The 16,510-nt window shown below is 65.5% G+C and carries 15 protein-coding genes; 6 read left to right on the forward strand and 9 right to left on the reverse strand.

The window, feature by feature from the left end; genetic code table 11:
• Nucleotides 1-7: 7 nt before the first annotated feature.
• On the reverse strand, nt 8-415 hold the full coding sequence (locus tag AC56LN_RS14175) for a hypothetical protein (RefSeq protein WP_499572619.1): 408 nt from the start codon (nt 413-415) through the stop codon (nt 8-10).
• Between the two features lie 295 nt (nt 416-710).
• Between AC56LN_RS14175 and AC56LN_RS14180 the strand changes: the two genes are divergently transcribed.
• Genes AC56LN_RS14180 through AC56LN_RS14190 form a run of 3 tightly spaced genes read left to right on the forward strand, consistent with a single transcriptional unit; the run spans nt 711 to nt 4,262 of the window.
• Entirely contained in the window at nt 711-2,522 is a 1,812-nt protein-coding gene (locus AC56LN_RS14180; protein WP_499572621.1) for a CIA30 family protein, read from the forward strand.
• A gap of 16 nt (nt 2,523-2,538) precedes the next feature.
• On the forward strand, nt 2,539-3,660 hold the full coding sequence (locus tag AC56LN_RS14185) for a sensor histidine kinase (protein WP_499572623.1): 1,122 nt from the start codon (nt 2,539-2,541) through the stop codon (nt 3,658-3,660).
• On the forward strand, nt 3,657-4,262 hold the full coding sequence (locus tag AC56LN_RS14190; RefSeq protein ID WP_482897347.1) for a response regulator: 606 nt from the start codon (nt 3,657-3,659) through the stop codon (nt 4,260-4,262). Before AC56LN_RS14185 ends, AC56LN_RS14190 begins: the two co-directional genes overlap by 4 nt.
• Here AC56LN_RS14190 and AC56LN_RS14195 read toward each other — a convergent pair.
• The 4 genes from AC56LN_RS14195 to AC56LN_RS14210 form a co-directional block, all read right to left on the reverse strand.
• On the reverse strand, nt 4,229-4,753 hold the full coding sequence (locus tag AC56LN_RS14195; protein ID WP_499572625.1) for a hypothetical protein: 525 nt from the start codon (nt 4,751-4,753) through the stop codon (nt 4,229-4,231). The two genes, AC56LN_RS14190 and AC56LN_RS14195, sit on opposite strands and share 34 nt — an antisense overlap.
• A 61-nt stretch (nt 4,754-4,814) precedes the next feature.
• A complete protein-coding gene (locus tag AC56LN_RS14200) occupies nt 4,815-5,156 on the reverse strand; it encodes an SMR family transporter (RefSeq protein ID WP_407070048.1) in 342 nt (113 codons plus the stop codon).
• A 39-nt stretch (nt 5,157-5,195) separates the two neighbouring features.
• The gene (locus AC56LN_RS14205) at nt 5,196-5,648 is read right to left on the reverse strand and encodes a DUF2147 domain-containing protein (RefSeq protein WP_499572627.1); all 453 of its coding nucleotides are present in this window, start codon (nt 5,646-5,648) and stop codon (nt 5,196-5,198) included.
• Nucleotides 5,649-5,753: 105 nt separating this feature from the next.
• Entirely contained in the window at nt 5,754-5,948 is a 195-nt protein-coding gene (locus AC56LN_RS14210) for a hypothetical protein (protein WP_183556826.1), read from the reverse strand.
• 230 nt (nt 5,949-6,178) lie between these two features.
• On the opposite strand from AC56LN_RS14210, the gene AC56LN_RS14215 reads away from it, so the two are divergent.
• Both AC56LN_RS14215 and AC56LN_RS14220 read left to right on the forward strand, forming a co-directional pair.
• On the forward strand, nt 6,179-7,660 hold the full coding sequence (locus tag AC56LN_RS14215) for an alanine/glycine:cation symporter family protein (RefSeq protein WP_499572629.1): 1,482 nt from the start codon (nt 6,179-6,181) through the stop codon (nt 7,658-7,660).
• Nucleotides 7,661-7,821: 161 nt separating this feature from the next.
• Nucleotides 7,822-8,850, forward strand: coding sequence for an MBL fold metallo-hydrolase (locus AC56LN_RS14220; protein ID WP_499572631.1), 1,029 nt, complete (start codon nt 7,822-7,824; stop codon nt 8,848-8,850).
• On the opposite strand, the gene AC56LN_RS14225 is transcribed toward AC56LN_RS14220, so the two are convergent.
• The 4 genes from AC56LN_RS14225 to AC56LN_RS14240 all read right to left on the reverse strand — a co-directional run bounded on the left by AC56LN_RS14225 (nt 8,851) and on the right by AC56LN_RS14240 (nt 14,068).
• Nucleotides 8,851-9,534, reverse strand: coding sequence for a transglycosylase domain-containing protein (locus tag AC56LN_RS14225; protein ID WP_499572633.1), 684 nt, complete (start codon nt 9,532-9,534; stop codon nt 8,851-8,853).
• Nucleotides 9,534-10,679, reverse strand: a complete 1,146-nt coding sequence (locus AC56LN_RS14230) for an acyltransferase family protein (protein WP_499572635.1) — start codon at nt 10,677-10,679, stop codon at nt 9,534-9,536. Before AC56LN_RS14230 ends, AC56LN_RS14225 begins: the two co-directional genes overlap by 1 nt.
• A gap of 32 nt (nt 10,680-10,711) precedes the next feature.
• Complete coding sequence (locus AC56LN_RS14235; protein ID WP_499572636.1) at nt 10,712-10,903, reverse strand: hypothetical protein; 192 nt, start codon at nt 10,901-10,903, stop codon at nt 10,712-10,714.
• Nucleotides 10,904-11,269: 366 nt separating this feature from the next.
• Nucleotides 11,270-14,068, reverse strand: a complete 2,799-nt coding sequence (locus AC56LN_RS14240; RefSeq protein WP_499572638.1) for a valine--tRNA ligase — start codon at nt 14,066-14,068, stop codon at nt 11,270-11,272.
• A 246-nt stretch (nt 14,069-14,314) separates the two neighbouring features.
• On the opposite strand from AC56LN_RS14240, the gene AC56LN_RS14245 reads away from it, so the two are divergent.
• Nucleotides 14,315-16,429: a hypothetical protein gene (locus tag AC56LN_RS14245; RefSeq protein ID WP_499572640.1), complete on the forward strand. Its 2,115-nt coding sequence runs from the start codon at nt 14,315-14,317 to the stop codon at nt 16,427-16,429.
• The last annotated feature ends 81 nt before the right edge of the window (nt 16,430-16,510 follow it).

The raw sequence follows: 16,510 nt of genomic DNA on the forward strand, positions 1-16,510 counted from the left end.
GCCACCTTCAGGGAACCACCACCACCTGCCGCGCGGCGCGCCAGCGCAGCAGCGCTTGCGTCTGCGTGCGCAGCACCGGATACACCAGGGTCAGGTACAGCGTCAGCGTCAAGCCGAGCAGCGCGCCGGCAATCCACATGAGGGCAGGCGCGGCGCCGCGCCACAACAACGCGGCGCAGAACGACAGCGGCACCGCCAGCAGCAGGGCCGCCACTGCGCGCAGCAGGGCAGAGCGGCGCAGCAGGTGGCCGGCCATCCCGACGACGAAGAAGGCGCACGCACCGAGCACGAAGCAGGCCAGTATCGCCGCCGCCTTGCCCGCGTCCGGCGTCATGGCGCCGGCCGGCAGCATGAACGCCGGCGCGACGAGTACCAGCATGCCGGCGGCAAGGCACAGCAGCCGCAGGATCGTCATGGCGATCCCTGGCGCAGCGGGTTGGCAAGGGCGGTGTTCTGGCGCATAGGAGGTCGATTGCAACATTTAGCCAGCACGGCAATGTGATAAAGATAGCACACAGGCAATATTGAGGTCATGGAAACTGTCTTTGGCACGCGACAGATGTGTCCTTGTTTCGCCGTGAATATGTCGTTCAGATGTAGCGGGGGCGGGGTCGCACATGACAGTTGTCACCCGATAGTGATGGCAACTGCGCCTGTCGGCAGACTCGCACGATCGACATACTGGTCTCACACCAACCCGTGAGGAAACCATGTCCACCATCGTCGCAAAAGCGGCACTCGCCGCAGCCGGTCTGTCCCTCTCCTGCCTGGCGCTCGGCGCCGCCACCCTGGTCCGGGACGTACGCGTCTTCGACGGCAAGGCCGTGCACGAACGGCGTTCGGTGCTGTTCGATGATGCGCGCATCGTCGATGCCGATGTTCGCGGGCCGGCCCCGGCAGGCGCGCGCATCGTCGAGGGGGCCGGGCGCACGCTGCTGCCGGGCCTGATCGACGCCCATACCCACGCCTTTAGGCAATTCGACCTGCCGGTGCTGTTCGGCGTAACGACCCAGATCGACATGTTTACCGCAGTGCCGGTCATGCAGGACGCCAAACGCAGCATGGCCTCAGGGCGGCACGCGGGCCAGGCCGACCTGTTCTCGGCCGGCGTCCTGGCGACGGCGCCGGGCGGCCACGGCACCCAGTTCGGCGTGCCGATCCCGACCCTGAGCAGCCCTGGCGAGGCGCAGGCCTTTGTCGACGCCCGGATCGCCGAAGGCTCCGACTTCATCAAGATCGTGCTGGAAGCGGGCGGGCATGGCGCTGGCACAATGAACTCGCTCGACATCGCGACCGCCACCGCGCTGATCGAGGCGGCGCACCGGCGCGGCAAGCTGGCCGTCGTTCACGTCAGCACCGAAAAAGACGCCCGCGCTGCGCTCGAGGCGGGCGCGGACGCGCTGGTCCATCTGTTCCTGGGCGCCGCGCCCGATGCAACGGCGGTCGACAGCCTGGCCAAACTGGCCAAACGCAAGAACGCCTTCGTGATCCCGACGTTCACCGTGATGGAAAGCATGGCTGGCATACGTGGCGACGACTTGCTGGGCAATGCGGATCTGGCGGCGCTGGTCGAACGCGAGGGCGCGGCGACCCTCAAGACGCGTTACGGGCAGCAGGCGCGGCCCCAGCTGCTGGCGATGCCGAAGGCCGTCACGGTGGCATTGGCCAGGGCGGGTGTGCCTATCCTGGCCGGGACCGATGCCGGTAATGCCGGCACGCTGTACGGCATCAGCATGCACCGCGAACTGGCCGCGCTGGTCGAAGCGGGTTTGACGCCGACCGCCGCGCTGGCCGCCGCCACGAGCGCACCGGCGGCCGCCTTCCGGCTGGGGCAGCGCGGCTGTATTGCCAAGGGTTGCAAGGCCGACCTGCTGCTGGTCGAGGGCGACCCGACACGCGACATCACGGCCACGCGCCGCATCGTCGAGGTGTGGAAGGACGGGCAGAGCGCGAACGCGCTGCGCGACGCCAAACGGCAACAGGTCGCGCAGGAGCGCGGCGCATCGACGCGCCCGGGTTTGCCGGCCGATGGACGCATCAGCCAGTTCAGCGCGGCGAAACTGGCCAGCCCGTTCGGCAGCGGCTGGATGCCGTCGACCGACCAGTTCGCCGGCGGCAAGTCGACCGTCAGGCTCGACGTGCTGCCGGCGCTGCCCGACGGGCAGATACCGCTGGCGGTGCAGGCCAGCGTCGCCCCCGGCCTGCCGTATGCGTGGTCGAGCGTCGCGTTCATGCCCGGTACGCAGCCGATGCAGCCGGCCGACCTGAGCGCGGCCAAGGTACTGCGCTTCAAGGTCCGTGGCGACGGCAAGACTTACCAGGTGATGATCATGGGCGCGGCCAACAGCCGGCCGAGCAGCGTGCCGTTCGTCGCCGGCAAGGAGTGGGAAGACATCAGCGTGCCGCTGTCGGCCTTTGCCGGCATCGATCCGACGGCGGTTGCCATGCTAGCATTCAGTGCCGGGCCACAGCCGGGCGAGTACCGCTTCGAACTCGCCGACGTGCGCCTGCTGGCGCAATAACGATCACGGAGTCACGATGACGACGACCTTCAGGCAGATGCTGGCACGCCCGTGGATGCCGGCCGACTACGGCACATTGCAATACATGTGGCTGCTGTCGCTGGGCTACCTGTTCTGGAAGTTTTATTACGTGACGCCCGGCGTGACCGAGGCGGTGCTGCTGGCGCTGACCATCATCCTGTTCGTGCCGCTGTACTGCGCCAGCTTCTGGCCCGGTGGCTGGCGCGTGGGCGTCTGCGTCGTGGCCACCTGCCTGATCGGCGCAGCCTGGGCGCGCTGGAATCCGGGCGCCGCCTGCTTCTTCATCTTTGCCTGCGCCATGTGCGCGCGCATTCACGGCACGGCGCGCGCCGTGGGCGCGATGCTGGCCGTGATCGCCGGCGGCGCGCTCGTCGCCTTGCTGATCCCGCAGATGCGGATGGTGTTCCTGATGCCGATCCTGATGGCCGGCATCCCGGTCGGCCTGTCGTGCATCATGGATGCCCGGCTGCGCGCGTCGCGCAGGCTCTTGATGCGCAAGCAGGAAGAGGTCGAGCACATGGCGCGCATCGCCGAGCGCGAACGCATCTCACGCGACCTGCACGACCTGCTTGGCCACTCGCTGTCGATGATCGCGCTGAAGGCCGAACTGGCGCGCAAGCTGGCGCGGCGCGACCTGGCTGCCTGCGAGCGCGAAATCGCCGACATCGAAACCAATGCGCGCGAGGCGCTGGCCGAGGTGCGCGCCGCCGTGACGGGTTATCGCCAGAGCGGCCTGGTGCAGGCGCTGGCCAGCGCGCGCGCCAGCCTGCTCGCGGCCGACGTACTCCTCGACGAGCGCATCGAGCGCATCGACCTGGCGCCGGCGGCCGAACACGTGGTGGCGCTGGCCGTGCGCGAAGCCGTGACGAATATCGTGCGCCATGCCGGCGCGTCGCGCTGCACGCTGAGCCTGGTGCAAGTGCAGCAGGATGGCCAGACGCACGCCGTGCTGCGCGTGCTCGACGACGGCAAGCTGCGCAGCACGGATGCCCTGCAGCAGGGTAACGGCCTGGCCGGCATGCGCGAGCGCGTCGCGGCGCTGGGCGGGCGCTTGTCGTTGCAGGCCGGCGCCGGCCTGGCGCTCGAACTGCACGTGCCGTCGGGAGCATCGGCATGATCCGCATCCTGATTGCCGAAGACCAGACGCTGGTGCTGGGCGCGCTCAGCGCGCTGCTGCGGCTCGAGCCCGACTTTGATGTCGTGGGCGGCGCTGCAGACGGACGCGCGGCGCTGGCGCTGTGCGAGCAGCTGGTGCCGGACATCGTGCTGACCGATATCGAAATGCCGCACATGACTGGCCTCGAACTGGCGCAGGGCCTGGCCCAGCGCAAGCTGGCCTGCCGTGTCGTGGTGGTGACCACGTTTGCGCGCAGCGGCTACCTGCGGCGCGCGATGGAAGCGGGCGTGCGCGGCTATCTGCTGAAGGATGCGCCGGTCGACGCGCTGGCCGCAGCAATCCGCGTCGTGCATGGCGGCGGCCGCGCGATCGCGCCCGAGCTGGCGCTGGAAAGCTGGAACAGCGGCAGCGATCCGCTGACCGAACGCGAACGGCAGGTATTGCGGCTGGCAGGGGAGGGACGCACCAGCGGCGAGATCGCGCGCCAGGTGCATCTGTCGGAAGGCACGGTGCGCAATTACCTGTCCGAAGCGATCAGCAAGCTCGGCGCCGGCAACCGGGTCGAAGCTTACCGGTTGGCGCGCGATGCCGGCTGGTTGTAGTCGTCGGGATTGCGGCGGGGCCGGCTCAACTGGTTCCAGGCCACCGTTTTGTTGGCGCGCCGGGGCGGCGCGGGTGGCTGCGGCACGTGCATCAGCGGATAGATGAAGCTGCAGTAGAGCAGGATCGTGTGGACCAGGAAGAACGTGCACAGGTAGACCATCAGCATATTGCTGCCGTGCCAGATGACGATGCCGCTGGCGCCGAACGGCACCATCAGCAGCAGCGCCGCGAACGAGCGCAGCATCGCGTCGCGCCCCATGCGATGGCCCGCCATCGCCACCAGGAAGAACCCGCCCGAACCCAGTGCCACGCCCACCAGCACGATGTACGGCTCGAGCCAGTCGGGGATGCCATGCGCCGTCGAGGCCAGCAGCGCGGCCGGCAGCAGGATGGCAAACACGCCGGCCGCCATGCTCAGGAGCCGCAGCATGCGCATCTCGCGCCCGCGAAAGACGGGGCGTGCGGTACGCGTGATCGGAGTGGATGTCATGGGGTGGATGATCGGGATGGGGCCGGATGTAACGTCCGGGCGCGTGGCGCGGTTGACATGGTCAGTGGCCGACGCTTTTCGAAAACAGGTTGATGACCAGCACGCCCGCGATGATCAGCGCCAGGCCGGCAATCGCCGCCAGGTCGAGGCTTTGCTTGAAATACAACCAGCTGACGATCGAAATGAGCACGATGCCCACGCCGGACCAGATCGCGTAGGCAATGCCGGTTGGCAGCACGCGCAGGCTGAAAGTGAGCAGGTAGAACGACAGGGCATAGCAGCCGACGGTGATCAGGCTGGGGAGGGGGCGGGTAAAGCTGTCGGACGCCTTGAGGGCCGTGGTGCCGATCACTTCGGCAACGATGGCAAATCCGAGATAGAGGTAAGCGAGGTTCAGGGTCATGGACAATAAAAACGGCCCGTCGCCGGGCCGTGGTAATGATTACTGCTCGCGCTGCCAGGTCTGGGTGCGCCCGAACATCGGCGCGCCGATGTAGCCGCGCACTTCGAGTTTGTTGCCGTTGTCGGCCAGGGTGGCCTTGCTCTTGTAGGTCTTGCCGGCGGCCGGGTCGAGGATTTCGCCACCGGTGTAGTCGCCGCCGTCTTTTTTCAGGCCCGACAGGATGGTCATGCCGATGATCGGCTGGTCCTTGCGCGCGTCGCTGCATTTGCCGCACAGCGGATTCTGCTCTTCGGATGGCGCGCGGTACAGTTTTTCGATCTTGCCGGTCAGGATGCCGCCTTCTTCGGTGATCCGCACCAGCGCCTTCGGCTTGCCGGTCTTGTCATCGATGGTCTTCCAGGTGCCGACAGGCGAGGTGGCCTGTGCCCAGGCGGCAGCGGGCAGGGCAAACATGGTGGCGGCAATCAGGCTTGCTTGAATCAGGTGGCGCATGGTGGTGTCTCCAGTGTTGTTGTAGGTACGGCGCCAGTGTAGCCTACCGCTTCGTCCGTGTGACAGGTTGACGCCCGAGGATGTCTTCCAATTGCGCACCAGGGGCTATGGCGCGTTGCGCACGTCTTCCGGGGTCACCTGGTGGCGCCGCTCGGCCGGGCGGGTGAGCACGCGCAGGCTCACTTCGAGCGGCACGCCCAGCGTGGCCAGTTCGCGCGCCGCAGGGCGGGCCTCGATCGAGACGTCGTGCAGCACGGCGTCGATGAGGAGGGAGGTCTTGTAATCGCTTCGTCGGTCCATGGTGGGATCGTATCATGTCCACCACGCTTTAGATCGCCAGCAATTGGTGCACCATCGGGCGCGTCCGCACCAGCAGCGCCCATTTTCCGTCCATCCTGAGCCAGCCCGGCGGATGGCGCCACAGAGCCGAAAAAATGATGTTAATTCCCTACGGAATCATGTAACTTGTGCGACTTCACGGTGGCGAAATGCCGCCTTCCTGAACCCCTCAACGCAGGAGTCGCACCACCATGCTCGACCTGGTCAACGCTGTCAACGGTATCATCTGGAGCCCCATCATGATTGCCCTGTGTCTGGGGGCGGGCCTGTACTTCTCGATCCGCGGCCGCTTCCTGCAGGTGCGACACCTGCGCGAGATGCTGCGCCTGATGCGCGAAGGGAAGAGTTCGGAGCAGGGCGTGTCCTCGTTCCAGGCGCTGGCCATGACGCTGGCTGGCCGGGTCGGTACCGGCAATATCGCCGGCGTGGCCACTGCCATCACGTTCGGCGGCCCGGGCGCCGTGTTCTGGATGTGGGCCGTGGCCTTCCTGGGCGCCAGTTCGGCCTTCGTCGAGTCGACGCTGGGCCAGCTCTACAAGGAGCAGATCGGCAACCAGTATCGCGGCGGCCCGGCCTTCTATATCGAAAAAGGCCTGGGCATGAAGCGCTACGCCTGGACCTTCTCCATCGCCACGCTGTTCGCCACGGGCCTGCTGCTGCCGGGCGTGCAGGCCAATTCGATCGCCGAAGGTCTCAAGACCGCCGCCGGCATCGATCCGCTCTACACCGGCATCGGCGTGGCCGTGGTGCTGGCCGCGATCATCTTCGGCGGTGTCAAGCGCATCGCCCATTTTGCCGAGATCGTGGTGCCGTTCATGGCGGCCGCCTACATCCTCGTGGCCGTGGCGGTGGTAGCGATGAACATTGAAGCCCTGCCGGGCGTGCTGCGCCTGATCGTCAGCTCGGCCTTCGGCCTGGATGCGGGCTTCGGCGCCATGCTCGGCATGGCCATCCAGTGGGGCGTCAAGCGCGGCATCTATTCGAACGAAGCCGGGCAGGGTACCGGCCCGCACGCGTCGTCGGCGGCCGAAGTGAGCCACCCGGCCAAGCAGGGCCTGGTGCAGGGCTTCTCCGTTTATATCGACACGCTGTTCGTGTGCTCGGCCACCGCCTTCATGCTGCTGGTGACGGGCCAGTACAACGTCGAGAACACCGACGGCACGGCGCGCTTCATCGGCGTGCAGGGCGTGGCGTCGGGTCCGGGCTATGTGCAGACCGCGCTCGAGAACGTGCTGCCGGGCTTCGGCGCGCTGTTCGTCGCGATCGCGCTGCTGTTCTTCGCGTTCACGACCATCGTGGCCTACTACTACATCGCCGAGACCAATATCGCTTACATGGACCGCCATAACCGCCATCCGTGGCTGGGCGTGGTCCTCAAGCTGTGCATCATTTCGGCCACCATCTACGGCGCGGTCAAGACCGCCGACGTGGCCTGGGGCCTGGGCGACATCGGCGTCGGCCTGATGGCGTGGCTGAACATCGTCGCGATCTTCCTGCTGCGCAAGGACGCCTTCAAGTGCCTGCGCGATTACGAAGCGCAGAAGAAGGCTGGCAAGGAACCCGAGTTCGATCCGGTTGCGCTCGGGATCAAGAATGCGCATTACTGGGAGGGGCGTGCGGCTGCGCTGAAGGTGCAAGGTGACGGTGCGCGCGACGCGGCGCCAGTCAAATAGCGTCGCGTGATGCTCCGGCCATCCAGGCCGGGGCGTCCGCCGGATCGTCCTCCACCCGCGCCAACGCCCGAACGTCCGGATTGGCCGCAGTGCACTTTTATCGAATCGACGCGTTCATGCGCCCGCTGACCGGCATCATCCTTCTGGGAGCTCTCGCTACCATGGCAATCTCCCCGCCGGTCTCGGCGACCACCACCACCACCCCGCAGTCGCCCCAATACCACGACGGCAAATACCGCAATCCGGTCGCCATGCACAAGCTGGGTCCTGGCGAGATCGCCAAGCTGTGGTGGGCCTTCGTGTTCCATAAGCCGGCCGGCACCATGCCGCAGCAGGCGGTGCCGGTGCAGCCGCTGACACGGGCCGCCCTGCTCGCCGCGCCCGACAACACGCTGTACCGCCTCGGCCACTCGACGATGCTGATCAAGCTTGCCGGTGAGTTCTACCTGACCGACCCCGTGTTCTCGCAGCGGGCATCGCCCGTGCAATGGGCCGGCCCCGCGCGTTTTCATGCGCCGCCGATCTCGATCGACGAACTGCCGCCCATCAAGGCGATCATCCTGTCGCACGACCATTACGACCACCTCGACTACGCGGCGATCATGGCGCTGACGGTGAAGACGTCCGTATTTCTCACGCCGCTCGGCGTGGGCGACCGGCTGGTCGACTGGGGCATCGACCGCGCCAAGGTGCGCCAGTTCGACTGGTGGCAGGGCGCCCAGATCGACGGCGTGCATTTCGTCGCGACGCCTGCCCAGCACTTCTCGGGCCGCGGGCCGCGTGACGGCAACTCGACGCTGTGGGCATCATGGGTGATCCGGCACGACGGACTGCGCCTGTTCTTCAGCGGGGACACCGGTTATTTCCAGGGCTTCAAGGAGATCGGCGCCAAATACGGGCCGTTCGACGTGGCACTGATCGAAACCGGCGCCTACGACAAGCTCTGGCCAGACATCCACATGCAGCCGGAAGAAACGCTGCAAGCCTTCGTGGACCTGAACGCAGCCTGGCTGCTGCCAATGCACAACGGAACGTTCGACCTGGCCCTGCATCGCTGGCAAGAGCCGCTCGACCGGATCGAGACGCTGGCCAACGAGCGCGGGATCAAGCTGGCCACGCCGGAGATGGGCGAAGCACTGAGCTTGACGCAGCCGCATGCCGGCGGGCGCTGGTGGCATGGCCTCAAGTGATCACGCGCCGCAGTGCGCCAGTGTTGTATCGAACCAGCCGTGAGCCTTGCAGGTGCCCTGCACCAGCGCACGCACCCGTGCCACGCGCGTCGCATACGCTGCGGGCTGCCTGACAGGATGGTACGCGTTGGGTGCCTTGATCATGGCAACCAGGCCAATGAATTCTTCTTCGCTGGTCTGTTCCAGCGACTTGCCGAGATAATTCCGGGACGCCGCTGACAAGCCCATGATCTGCCTGCCGTTGTGCGTTCCCAAATAGACACGGGTCGTGTACAGCGCCAGTTGTCGTGCCTTGGACAGCCTGGCGTCGAGCACCACGGCCATCGCATCACGGCCCAGATCGATCCGTTTGCAGCATGCAAAGACGCTGCGGTACAGCGCCTGCAACGCGCCGCCAGCCCCGCCCAGATCCGCCCCTTCCAGGTAGACGTCGCGCGCGACCGCGCCCGAGATCGTCGCAAAGCCCTGGCCGCTGGTCAGGCTCACGCCGTGGTGTACGAAGAAGGCAGGATCTTCGACGCGCAGCAGGATCTGCGTCTGCCGCGCGGACAGGGGCGCGTCAGCGATTGCAGGCATGTGGGCAGTGACAGTGTCAAAGGTGGCCCAGGCCCAGATGACGACAAGGAGCAGATAGCCCGCCACCATCGCGGGCAGGATCGACAGCCAACGGGTTCGTCGTCGCATCACACGCTTTTGACGGGCACCTGGCCCACGGATGGTCTGCGCTGCAAACCCAGATGCACGGTGCCGTGTTCGAGCAGGCGCGCCAGCGCGTAACAGCACAGCAGCACCGGCAAATAGACGACAAAGGTCCAGGTTTGCACATCGCCCAGAAGTGACCTGTACAGCCACTGCGCGGAAAGCACGATGAACATGTGGAACAGGTACAGCTCATAACTGAGGCTTCCCATGCGCGCCAGCCATCCGAGACCATGGCGCGGCGCAGGTGGCTGCGCGTGAAAGGCCAGCAGCAGCAGGCAGGCGCCGACGCAAATCACATACAGGTTCGACTTGAACAGATGTCGGTAGACCACGTCCGACCAGCCCAATACCAGCACAAGGCACAACGCACCAGCCAGACCCATGATGCGGGCCCCTCGTTTGCCTGGCTGCCACCGGCGCGCCAGCAGTGCAGCGAGCACGCCCCAGGCCAGCGCCGCCATTCCGGGCAGGTATGCCTTTTCCCACCAGACCTCGTCGCTCATCGGCACCAGCGCGCGCAACGGTTGCAGTCCCAGCGCCAGCATGACCAACATGCCGATCAGGACACGGCGCGGCAGCCACAGGCACAGCAGCGGAAAGCCCACGTAGAACACTTCTTCGATCGACAGTGACCACAGCACATCCCAGCCCGGCGGCGCCCAGCCAGTGCGGCCCTCGTACCAGTTGAACGTGAACGTCAGTGCCGAACCGAGCAAGCCGGCCAGCGACTGGCGGTCGGTCTCTGGTGCGAATCCCGGTACCTGGCACACGGCCAGCAGCGAGAGCAGCGTCAGGGCCAGGCCGAGCAGGGGCAGGATGCGCCGTGCGCGGGCGCGGTAGAAACGGCGCAGGTCGACCTGTCCAACGTCGCCATCGCGTTCGATGATACGCAGCGTGATCAGGAAGCCCGACAACGTGAAGAAGATGAAGACTGCTTCGTAGCCGTTGAAGCTGATGGCGTCGATCAGTCGCTTGGGCAGCCACTGGCCAAGCAGGCTTGGGCCCAGCGGCAGGCGAAACGGCAAGGCCAGATGGTGCACGATCACGAGCAGGATCGCCAGGCCACGCAGGCAATCGATGCCGACGTTACGCCGCGCGGCTTGTCGATGCAGGAGGGAAGTCGTCATGCGGTGCTTTCCAGGGTGATTGCTGCCATCGTCTACAGGGTGCGTTCCCATACCAGGCGCCAGATTGCGCGTACCCGATACGTCGTTGCGCGAATCAGCGGCGCGTTGCCTTCGAACGTGCGCCGTTCGCGAACGTCTTGCTGCAGCACATCCGAGACCGACAGTCGCAGGCGCGATCTTGCATCACGCTTCCACAGTGTGTAAAGGTCAAGCTGGCGTTTCATGCTGTCTGCATCGACGATCCATGCGCTGCTGCGGCTGACAACGCCGCTGGTGTGGGTATAGCTGCCGCCGACGTCGATGCGCCGGTTCGTGCCGCCAGCCGGTCGATCGTGGCCTTGCCTTCTGATTCGACCTTAAAAGCCAGGGTCAGGTCTGACATTCGGACACGAACTCGACAATTGGGTAGTCGGAACCAGCTTATACCGGGCCATGCCAATGCCGGGCAACAAGCCACTGCAAGTAGTTAGGGCTGAGGTCGTGTCCGAATGTCAGACCTGACCCCGGCTGTGCTGATGGCATGGATTGAAGTGAGCGGGACAGAAACAAAAAACGCGGCCGAGGCCGCGTTTTCTTTGGGCGCTGGCTAGTTATGCCGCTGCCAGTTTCTCCAGCTGCTCCTGCATCTTGCTGAGCGTGGCCGAGAAGTTTGCCACGCGTTCCTGCTCCTGTGCCACGACGGCGGCCGGGGCGCGGGCCACGAAGCTCTCGTTCGACAGCTTGCCGTTGGCCCTGGCGATTTCGCCGGCCACGCGCGCGATCTCTTTCGACAGGCGCTCGCGTTCGGCGGCGACGTCGATCTCGACCTTGAGCATCAGCTTGGTGGTGCCGACGATCGACACGGCTGCTGGCGATTCCGGCAGCGCATCGACGATCTGCACTTCGGCCAGTTTGCCCAGCAGCTGGATGTACGGTGCGAACACCGCCATGTCAGCGCGCCCGGCGTCGCTCGATGGTTCGACGATCAGCGGCACGCGCAGCGACGGCGCCAGCGACATTTCGCCGCGCAGGTTGCGGGTGGCGTCCACCAGCGCCTTGAGTTGCTCCATCCAGGCTTCGGCGCCTTCGTCGATCTGCGTCGCATCGGCTTGCGGATACGGTTGCAGCATGATCGTCGGCCCGGTCTTGCCGGCCAGCGGGGCGATGCTTTGCCACAGCGCTTCGGTCACGAACGGGATGATCGGATGCGCCAGGCGCAGGATCACTTCCAGCACGCGCAGCAGCGTGTGGCGCGTCGCGCGTTGCTGCGCTTCGGTGCCTTGCTGGACCTGGACTTTCGACACTTCAAGGTACCAGTCGCAGTACTCGTCCCAGACGAACTTGTAGATGCTGTTCGCGATATTGTCGAAGCGGTAGTCGGCAAAGCCCTTGGCGACATCCTGTTCGACGCGGTTCATCAGCGAGATGATCCAGCGATCGGCCTGGGATAAATCTTCCGGTGCTGGCGCGCCGCAATCCTTGCCTTCCGTGTTCATCATCACGAAGCGGGTCGCGTTCCACAGCTTGTTGCAGAAGTTGCGGTAGCCTTCGGCACGGCCCAGGTCGAAGTTGATGTTGCGGCCCAGCGACGCGTAGCTTGCCATCGTGAAGCGCACGGCGTCGGTGCCGAATGCCGGGATGCCATCCGGGAATTCGCGGCGCGTGGCCTTGCCGATTTTCTCGGCGGCGCGCGGGTCCATCAGGCCCGTGGTGCGCTTGGCCACCAGCGTCTCGACGTCGATGCCGTCGATCAGGTCGATCGGGTCGAGCGTGTTGCCCTTCGACTTCGACATCTTCTGGCCCTGCGAATCGCGCACCAGGCCGTGCACGTAGACGGTCTCGAACGGCACCTTGCCGGTGAAGTGCGCGGTCATCATGACCATGCGCGCCACCCAGAAGAAGATGATGTCGAAGCCCGTGACCAGCACCGACGACGGCAGGAACATCTTCATGTCCGGCGTTTCTTCGGGCCAGCCCATGGTCGAGAAGGGCACCAGCGCCGACGAGAACCACGTGTCGAGCACGTCGTCGTCGCGGCGCAGGGCGCCGGTGATGCCGGCAGCTGCCGCCTTGGCCTGCGCTTCGGCTTCATCGCGCGCGACGACGATCTGGCCGTCTTCGGCGAACCAGGCAGGGATGCGGTGGCCCCACCACAGCTGGCGCGAGATGCACCAGTCCTGGATGTTGCCCAGCCACTGGTTGTAGGTCGTGCTCCAGTTTTCCGGCACAAACTTGATCTCGCCGCTGGCGACTTTTTCGAGTGCCACGTCGGTGATCGACTTGCCCGGATTGAACGTGCCTTCCGGGGCCGGCTTGGTCATTGCGACGAACCACTGGTCGGTGAGCATCGGCTCGATCACGACGTTGGTGCGGTCGCCGCGCGGGACCATCAGCTTGTGCGGCTTGATCTGCTCCATCAGGCCCAGCGCTTCGAGGTCGGCCACGATCTGCTTGCGCGCGGCGAAGCGGTCCAGCCCCTGGTACTGGGCCGGGCCGTTTTCGTTGATCTTGGCGTCGAGCGTGAAGATGCTGATCGGCGCGAGGCCGGCGCGCTGGCCGACCGCGTAATCGTTGAAGTCGTGGGCCGGCGTGATCTTCACGCAGCCGGTGCCGAACTCTTTATCGACGTAGCTGTCGGCGATGATCGGAATCTCACGGCCGGTCAATGGCAGTGTGAGTGTCTTGCCGTGCAAATGCAGGTAGCGTTCATCGGTCGGGTCGACCGCGACGGCGACGTCGCCCAGCATCGTTTCAGGGCGCGTGGTGGCGACCGTCAGGTGGCCGCTGCCGTCGGTCAGCGGGTACTGGATGTACCACATGAAGCCGTCTTCTTCCTGCGAGTCGACTTCGAGGTCGGACACGGCCGTGCCCAGCACCGGGTCCCAGTTCACCAGGCGCTTGCCGCGGTAGATCAGGCCCTGCTCGTACAGGCGCACGAAGACTTCGACGACCGATTTCGAGCGCGGTTCGTCCATCGTGAAGTATTCGCGCTGCCAGTCGGGCGACGTGCCCAGGCGGCGCATCTGGCCGGTGATGGTGCTGCCCGATTTTTCTTTCCACTCCCAGACTTTTTCGAGGAATGCGTCGCGGCCCAGGTCATGGCGCGAGATCTTTTGCGCGTCCAGCTGGCGCTCGACGACGATCTGCGTGGCGATGCCGGCGTGGTCGGTGCCCGGGACCCATGCGGTGTTGTAGCCGCGCATGCGGTAGTAGCGCGTCAGGCCATCCATGATCGTCTGGTTGAACGCGTGGCCCATGTGCAGGGTACCGGTGACGTTCGGCGGCGGCAGCTGGGTGCTGAAGGAGGGCTTGCCCTCGTCCATGGTCGCAGCAAAGTAGCCGCGCTGTTCCCACTCGGCGCGCCAGAACTGTTCAATATCGGCTGGCTCGAAAGACTTGGCTAATTCCATGATGTGGTCGTGTGTGAATTTTGCGAAAGAAACCATTATAGGTCACCTTCCAGCGCCAGCCTATCCTGGCAGCGTCGCTGAATTGCCATGTGTTGCCCAGCTCGTTTGAATCCTTCTTTGTTTGCCACAGCTCCTTGATATACCTCCAAATGTGCCAGTGATTCCTCTGAATATCTGCAGCCTCGACGAACCATCACCCCCATCCCGCTGGTCGAACGAGGGCACATCCAACATGAGGAGAACACCATGTCACAACTCGACCCAACCGGGATCGACAATGCAAACGAGGACGCCATCGGCGATACCGGCGTGATGACGTATGAAGAAGTCTCCGGGCTGTCCAATGGCGACCTGGGGATTCCCGAGCCATACGACGCCGGGCCCACCGGCGCCGCGCCCGGGATCGCTGCACCGCCGGCCATCCAGCCGGCCCAGCAAACGCCCTTGCCGATCCCCTCCCTTCCCATCCCGTCCATCCCGGCCATCAAGAAGGCGGTCAGCGGTTGCTACGCCAGTTCACTGGGCAGCTTCCAGCTCGACCTGCGGGTCGACGTCGACCGCAACCGGCCGATGCGCCGGGTCAGCGGCGACTTTTACCAGACCAGCGGCAAGACCAAGTCGTACTTCGGCTCGTTCGTGGTCGACAGCCCCACCGTGACGGTGTCGACCACCCGCATCGTCGTCAAGGGCATGGGCCGCTTCACGTTCGCGGCCGGGGCGCCGGTGATCCAGGTGACGATCCCGCGCGTGAACATCTTCCAGCCGCAGGCCGCTGCCACGCTGCAGTTCTTCACGGTCAACAATACGCCCGGGGCGTCCTATCATTGTCCCTTCTCGTCGCTGCATTTCCGCACGGTGCGCATTGAAACCGACAGCGTGTCCGACGTGGCAACCACGCCGTTTACAAGCTACAACACGGGCGCGCTGCCTTCGGGCGGCAGCGCCCGCACGGTCAACGTGGTCAGTGCCTTTGGCGAAGCGGGGATCGGTATGGTGCCCACCGCCGGCAACAATGTCATCGATGTCAGCGGCGCCGGGGGCAACGCCACCTGGAGCAATGCCGAGCTGCACGCGTCGATGCAGCAGCACTTTTCGCTGTGGGGCGACCTGCAGCAGTGGTGCGTCTGGCAGCTGGTGGCGCAGCAGCATGACCTTGGCACGGGCCTGTACGGCATCATGTTCGACCAGCAGGGCAAGCAGCGCCAGGGCTGCGCCGTGTTTCACGCCGGGATCGGCGGCACCACGGCCGAGCAACTGCGGCTGCAGCTCTACACCTACGTGCATGAACTGGGCCACTGCTTCAACCTGATGCACTCGTGGCAAAAGTCGTACGCCAATCCTCCCAAACCGAACCGCCCCGAAGCGTTGTCGTGGATGAACTACCCGTGGTACTACCCGAATGGCAACGCGCCCGGCTTCTGGAGCAGCTTCGACTTCCGCTTCGACGACGAAGAGCTGATCCACCTGCGCCACGGTTTCCGCAACGACGTCGTCATGGGCGGCAACAGTTTCACCAGCGGTGCCTCGCTTGGCCGTGACGTGATGGCCGATCCGATCTCGGACGAATCCGGCCTGGTGCTCGAGATATCGACCCACCAGCGCAGCTTCGCGCTGGGCGAGCCGGTGGTGCTCGGACTCAAGCTGCGTGCCACCGACACGCGCGGGCGCCGCGCCCATACCTGGCTGCATCCGAACTACGGCCTGGTCAAGATCGTCATCGAACAACCGGGCGGCCGGGTCTGCGCCTACGAGCCGATGATCGACCACCTGGTGGGCGAACGCCAGACGATGCTCGGGGTGGACAACCCGGCCCAGGACAGCGCGTATATTGGTTACGGCAGGGATGGCTTCTATTTCGGCCAGCCCGGCCAGTACCGGGTACGGGCCGCGTATGCGGCGCTCGACGGTTCGCAAGTGCTGTCCGATATCCTGACGGTGCGCGTGCGCTATCCGGTCAGTACCGACGACAATGTGCTGGCCGACCTGTTCATGGGCGACGACCAGGGCGCGCTGTTGTACCTGCAAGGATCGGACAACGTAACGCTGCGCTCGGGCAATGCCGCCTTCGACGAGGTGCTCGATCGTTTCGACACGCATCCGATGGCGGCCTATGTGCGCATGGTCAAGGGCGTCAATGCGGCACGCGCGTTCAAGACGGTGAACGCGGGCGAGGGCAAGCCACTGTTCGTGCGCGCAGCCCGTCTTGACGAGAGCGTCGCCTTGCTCTCGAGCGCCGCCGGGGCCAGGGTACTCGATCCGGTGTCCCAGGGTGAGTTGCTGACCTGCCTGGCCACTGTCCAGGGCGGCTCTGCAGCGGCCGGCGCGAGCGGGCCGGGCACGCGGCCGCACCGGAAGACATGACCACTGCGGGATGGCCGGGAGTGCACCAGGCATGCGCGCTGGTCGTGGTGGCCCTGCTGGCGTTACCCTGTTCCGGACAAG

The organism is Telluria sp. ZT3P26 (assembly GCF_059686035.1).

Coding starts and splice junctions, on each gene's coding strand:
- AC56LN_RS14175 (WP_499572619.1), bottom strand. CDS start 415: ATGACGATCCTGCGGCTGCTGTGCCTTGCCGCCGGCATGCTGGTACTC.
- AC56LN_RS14180 (WP_499572621.1), top strand. CDS start 711: ATGTCCACCATCGTCGCAAAAGCGGCACTCGCCGCAGCCGGTCTGTCC.
- AC56LN_RS14185 (WP_499572623.1), top strand. CDS start 2,539: ATGACGACGACCTTCAGGCAGATGCTGGCACGCCCGTGGATGCCGGCC.
- AC56LN_RS14190 (WP_482897347.1), top strand. CDS start 3,657: ATGATCCGCATCCTGATTGCCGAAGACCAGACGCTGGTGCTGGGCGCG.
- AC56LN_RS14195 (WP_499572625.1), bottom strand. CDS start 4,753: ATGACATCCACTCCGATCACGCGTACCGCACGCCCCGTCTTTCGCGGG.
- AC56LN_RS14200 (WP_407070048.1), bottom strand. CDS start 5,156: ATGACCCTGAACCTCGCTTACCTCTATCTCGGATTTGCCATCGTTGCC.
- AC56LN_RS14205 (WP_499572627.1), bottom strand. CDS start 5,648: ATGCGCCACCTGATTCAAGCAAGCCTGATTGCCGCCACCATGTTTGCC.
- AC56LN_RS14210 (WP_183556826.1), bottom strand. CDS start 5,948: ATGGACCGACGAAGCGATTACAAGACCTCCCTCCTCATCGACGCCGTG.
- AC56LN_RS14215 (WP_499572629.1), top strand. CDS start 6,179: ATGCTCGACCTGGTCAACGCTGTCAACGGTATCATCTGGAGCCCCATC.
- AC56LN_RS14220 (WP_499572631.1), top strand. CDS start 7,822: ATGGCAATCTCCCCGCCGGTCTCGGCGACCACCACCACCACCCCGCAG.
- AC56LN_RS14225 (WP_499572633.1), bottom strand. CDS start 9,534: ATGCGACGACGAACCCGTTGGCTGTCGATCCTGCCCGCGATGGTGGCG.
- AC56LN_RS14230 (WP_499572635.1), bottom strand. CDS start 10,679: ATGACGACTTCCCTCCTGCATCGACAAGCCGCGCGGCGTAACGTCGGC.
- AC56LN_RS14235 (WP_499572636.1), bottom strand. CDS start 10,903: ATGAAACGCCAGCTTGACCTTTACACACTGTGGAAGCGTGATGCAAGA.
- AC56LN_RS14240 (WP_499572638.1), bottom strand. CDS start 14,068: ATGGAATTAGCCAAGTCTTTCGAGCCAGCCGATATTGAACAGTTCTGG.
- AC56LN_RS14245 (WP_499572640.1), top strand. CDS start 14,315: ATGTCACAACTCGACCCAACCGGGATCGACAATGCAAACGAGGACGCC.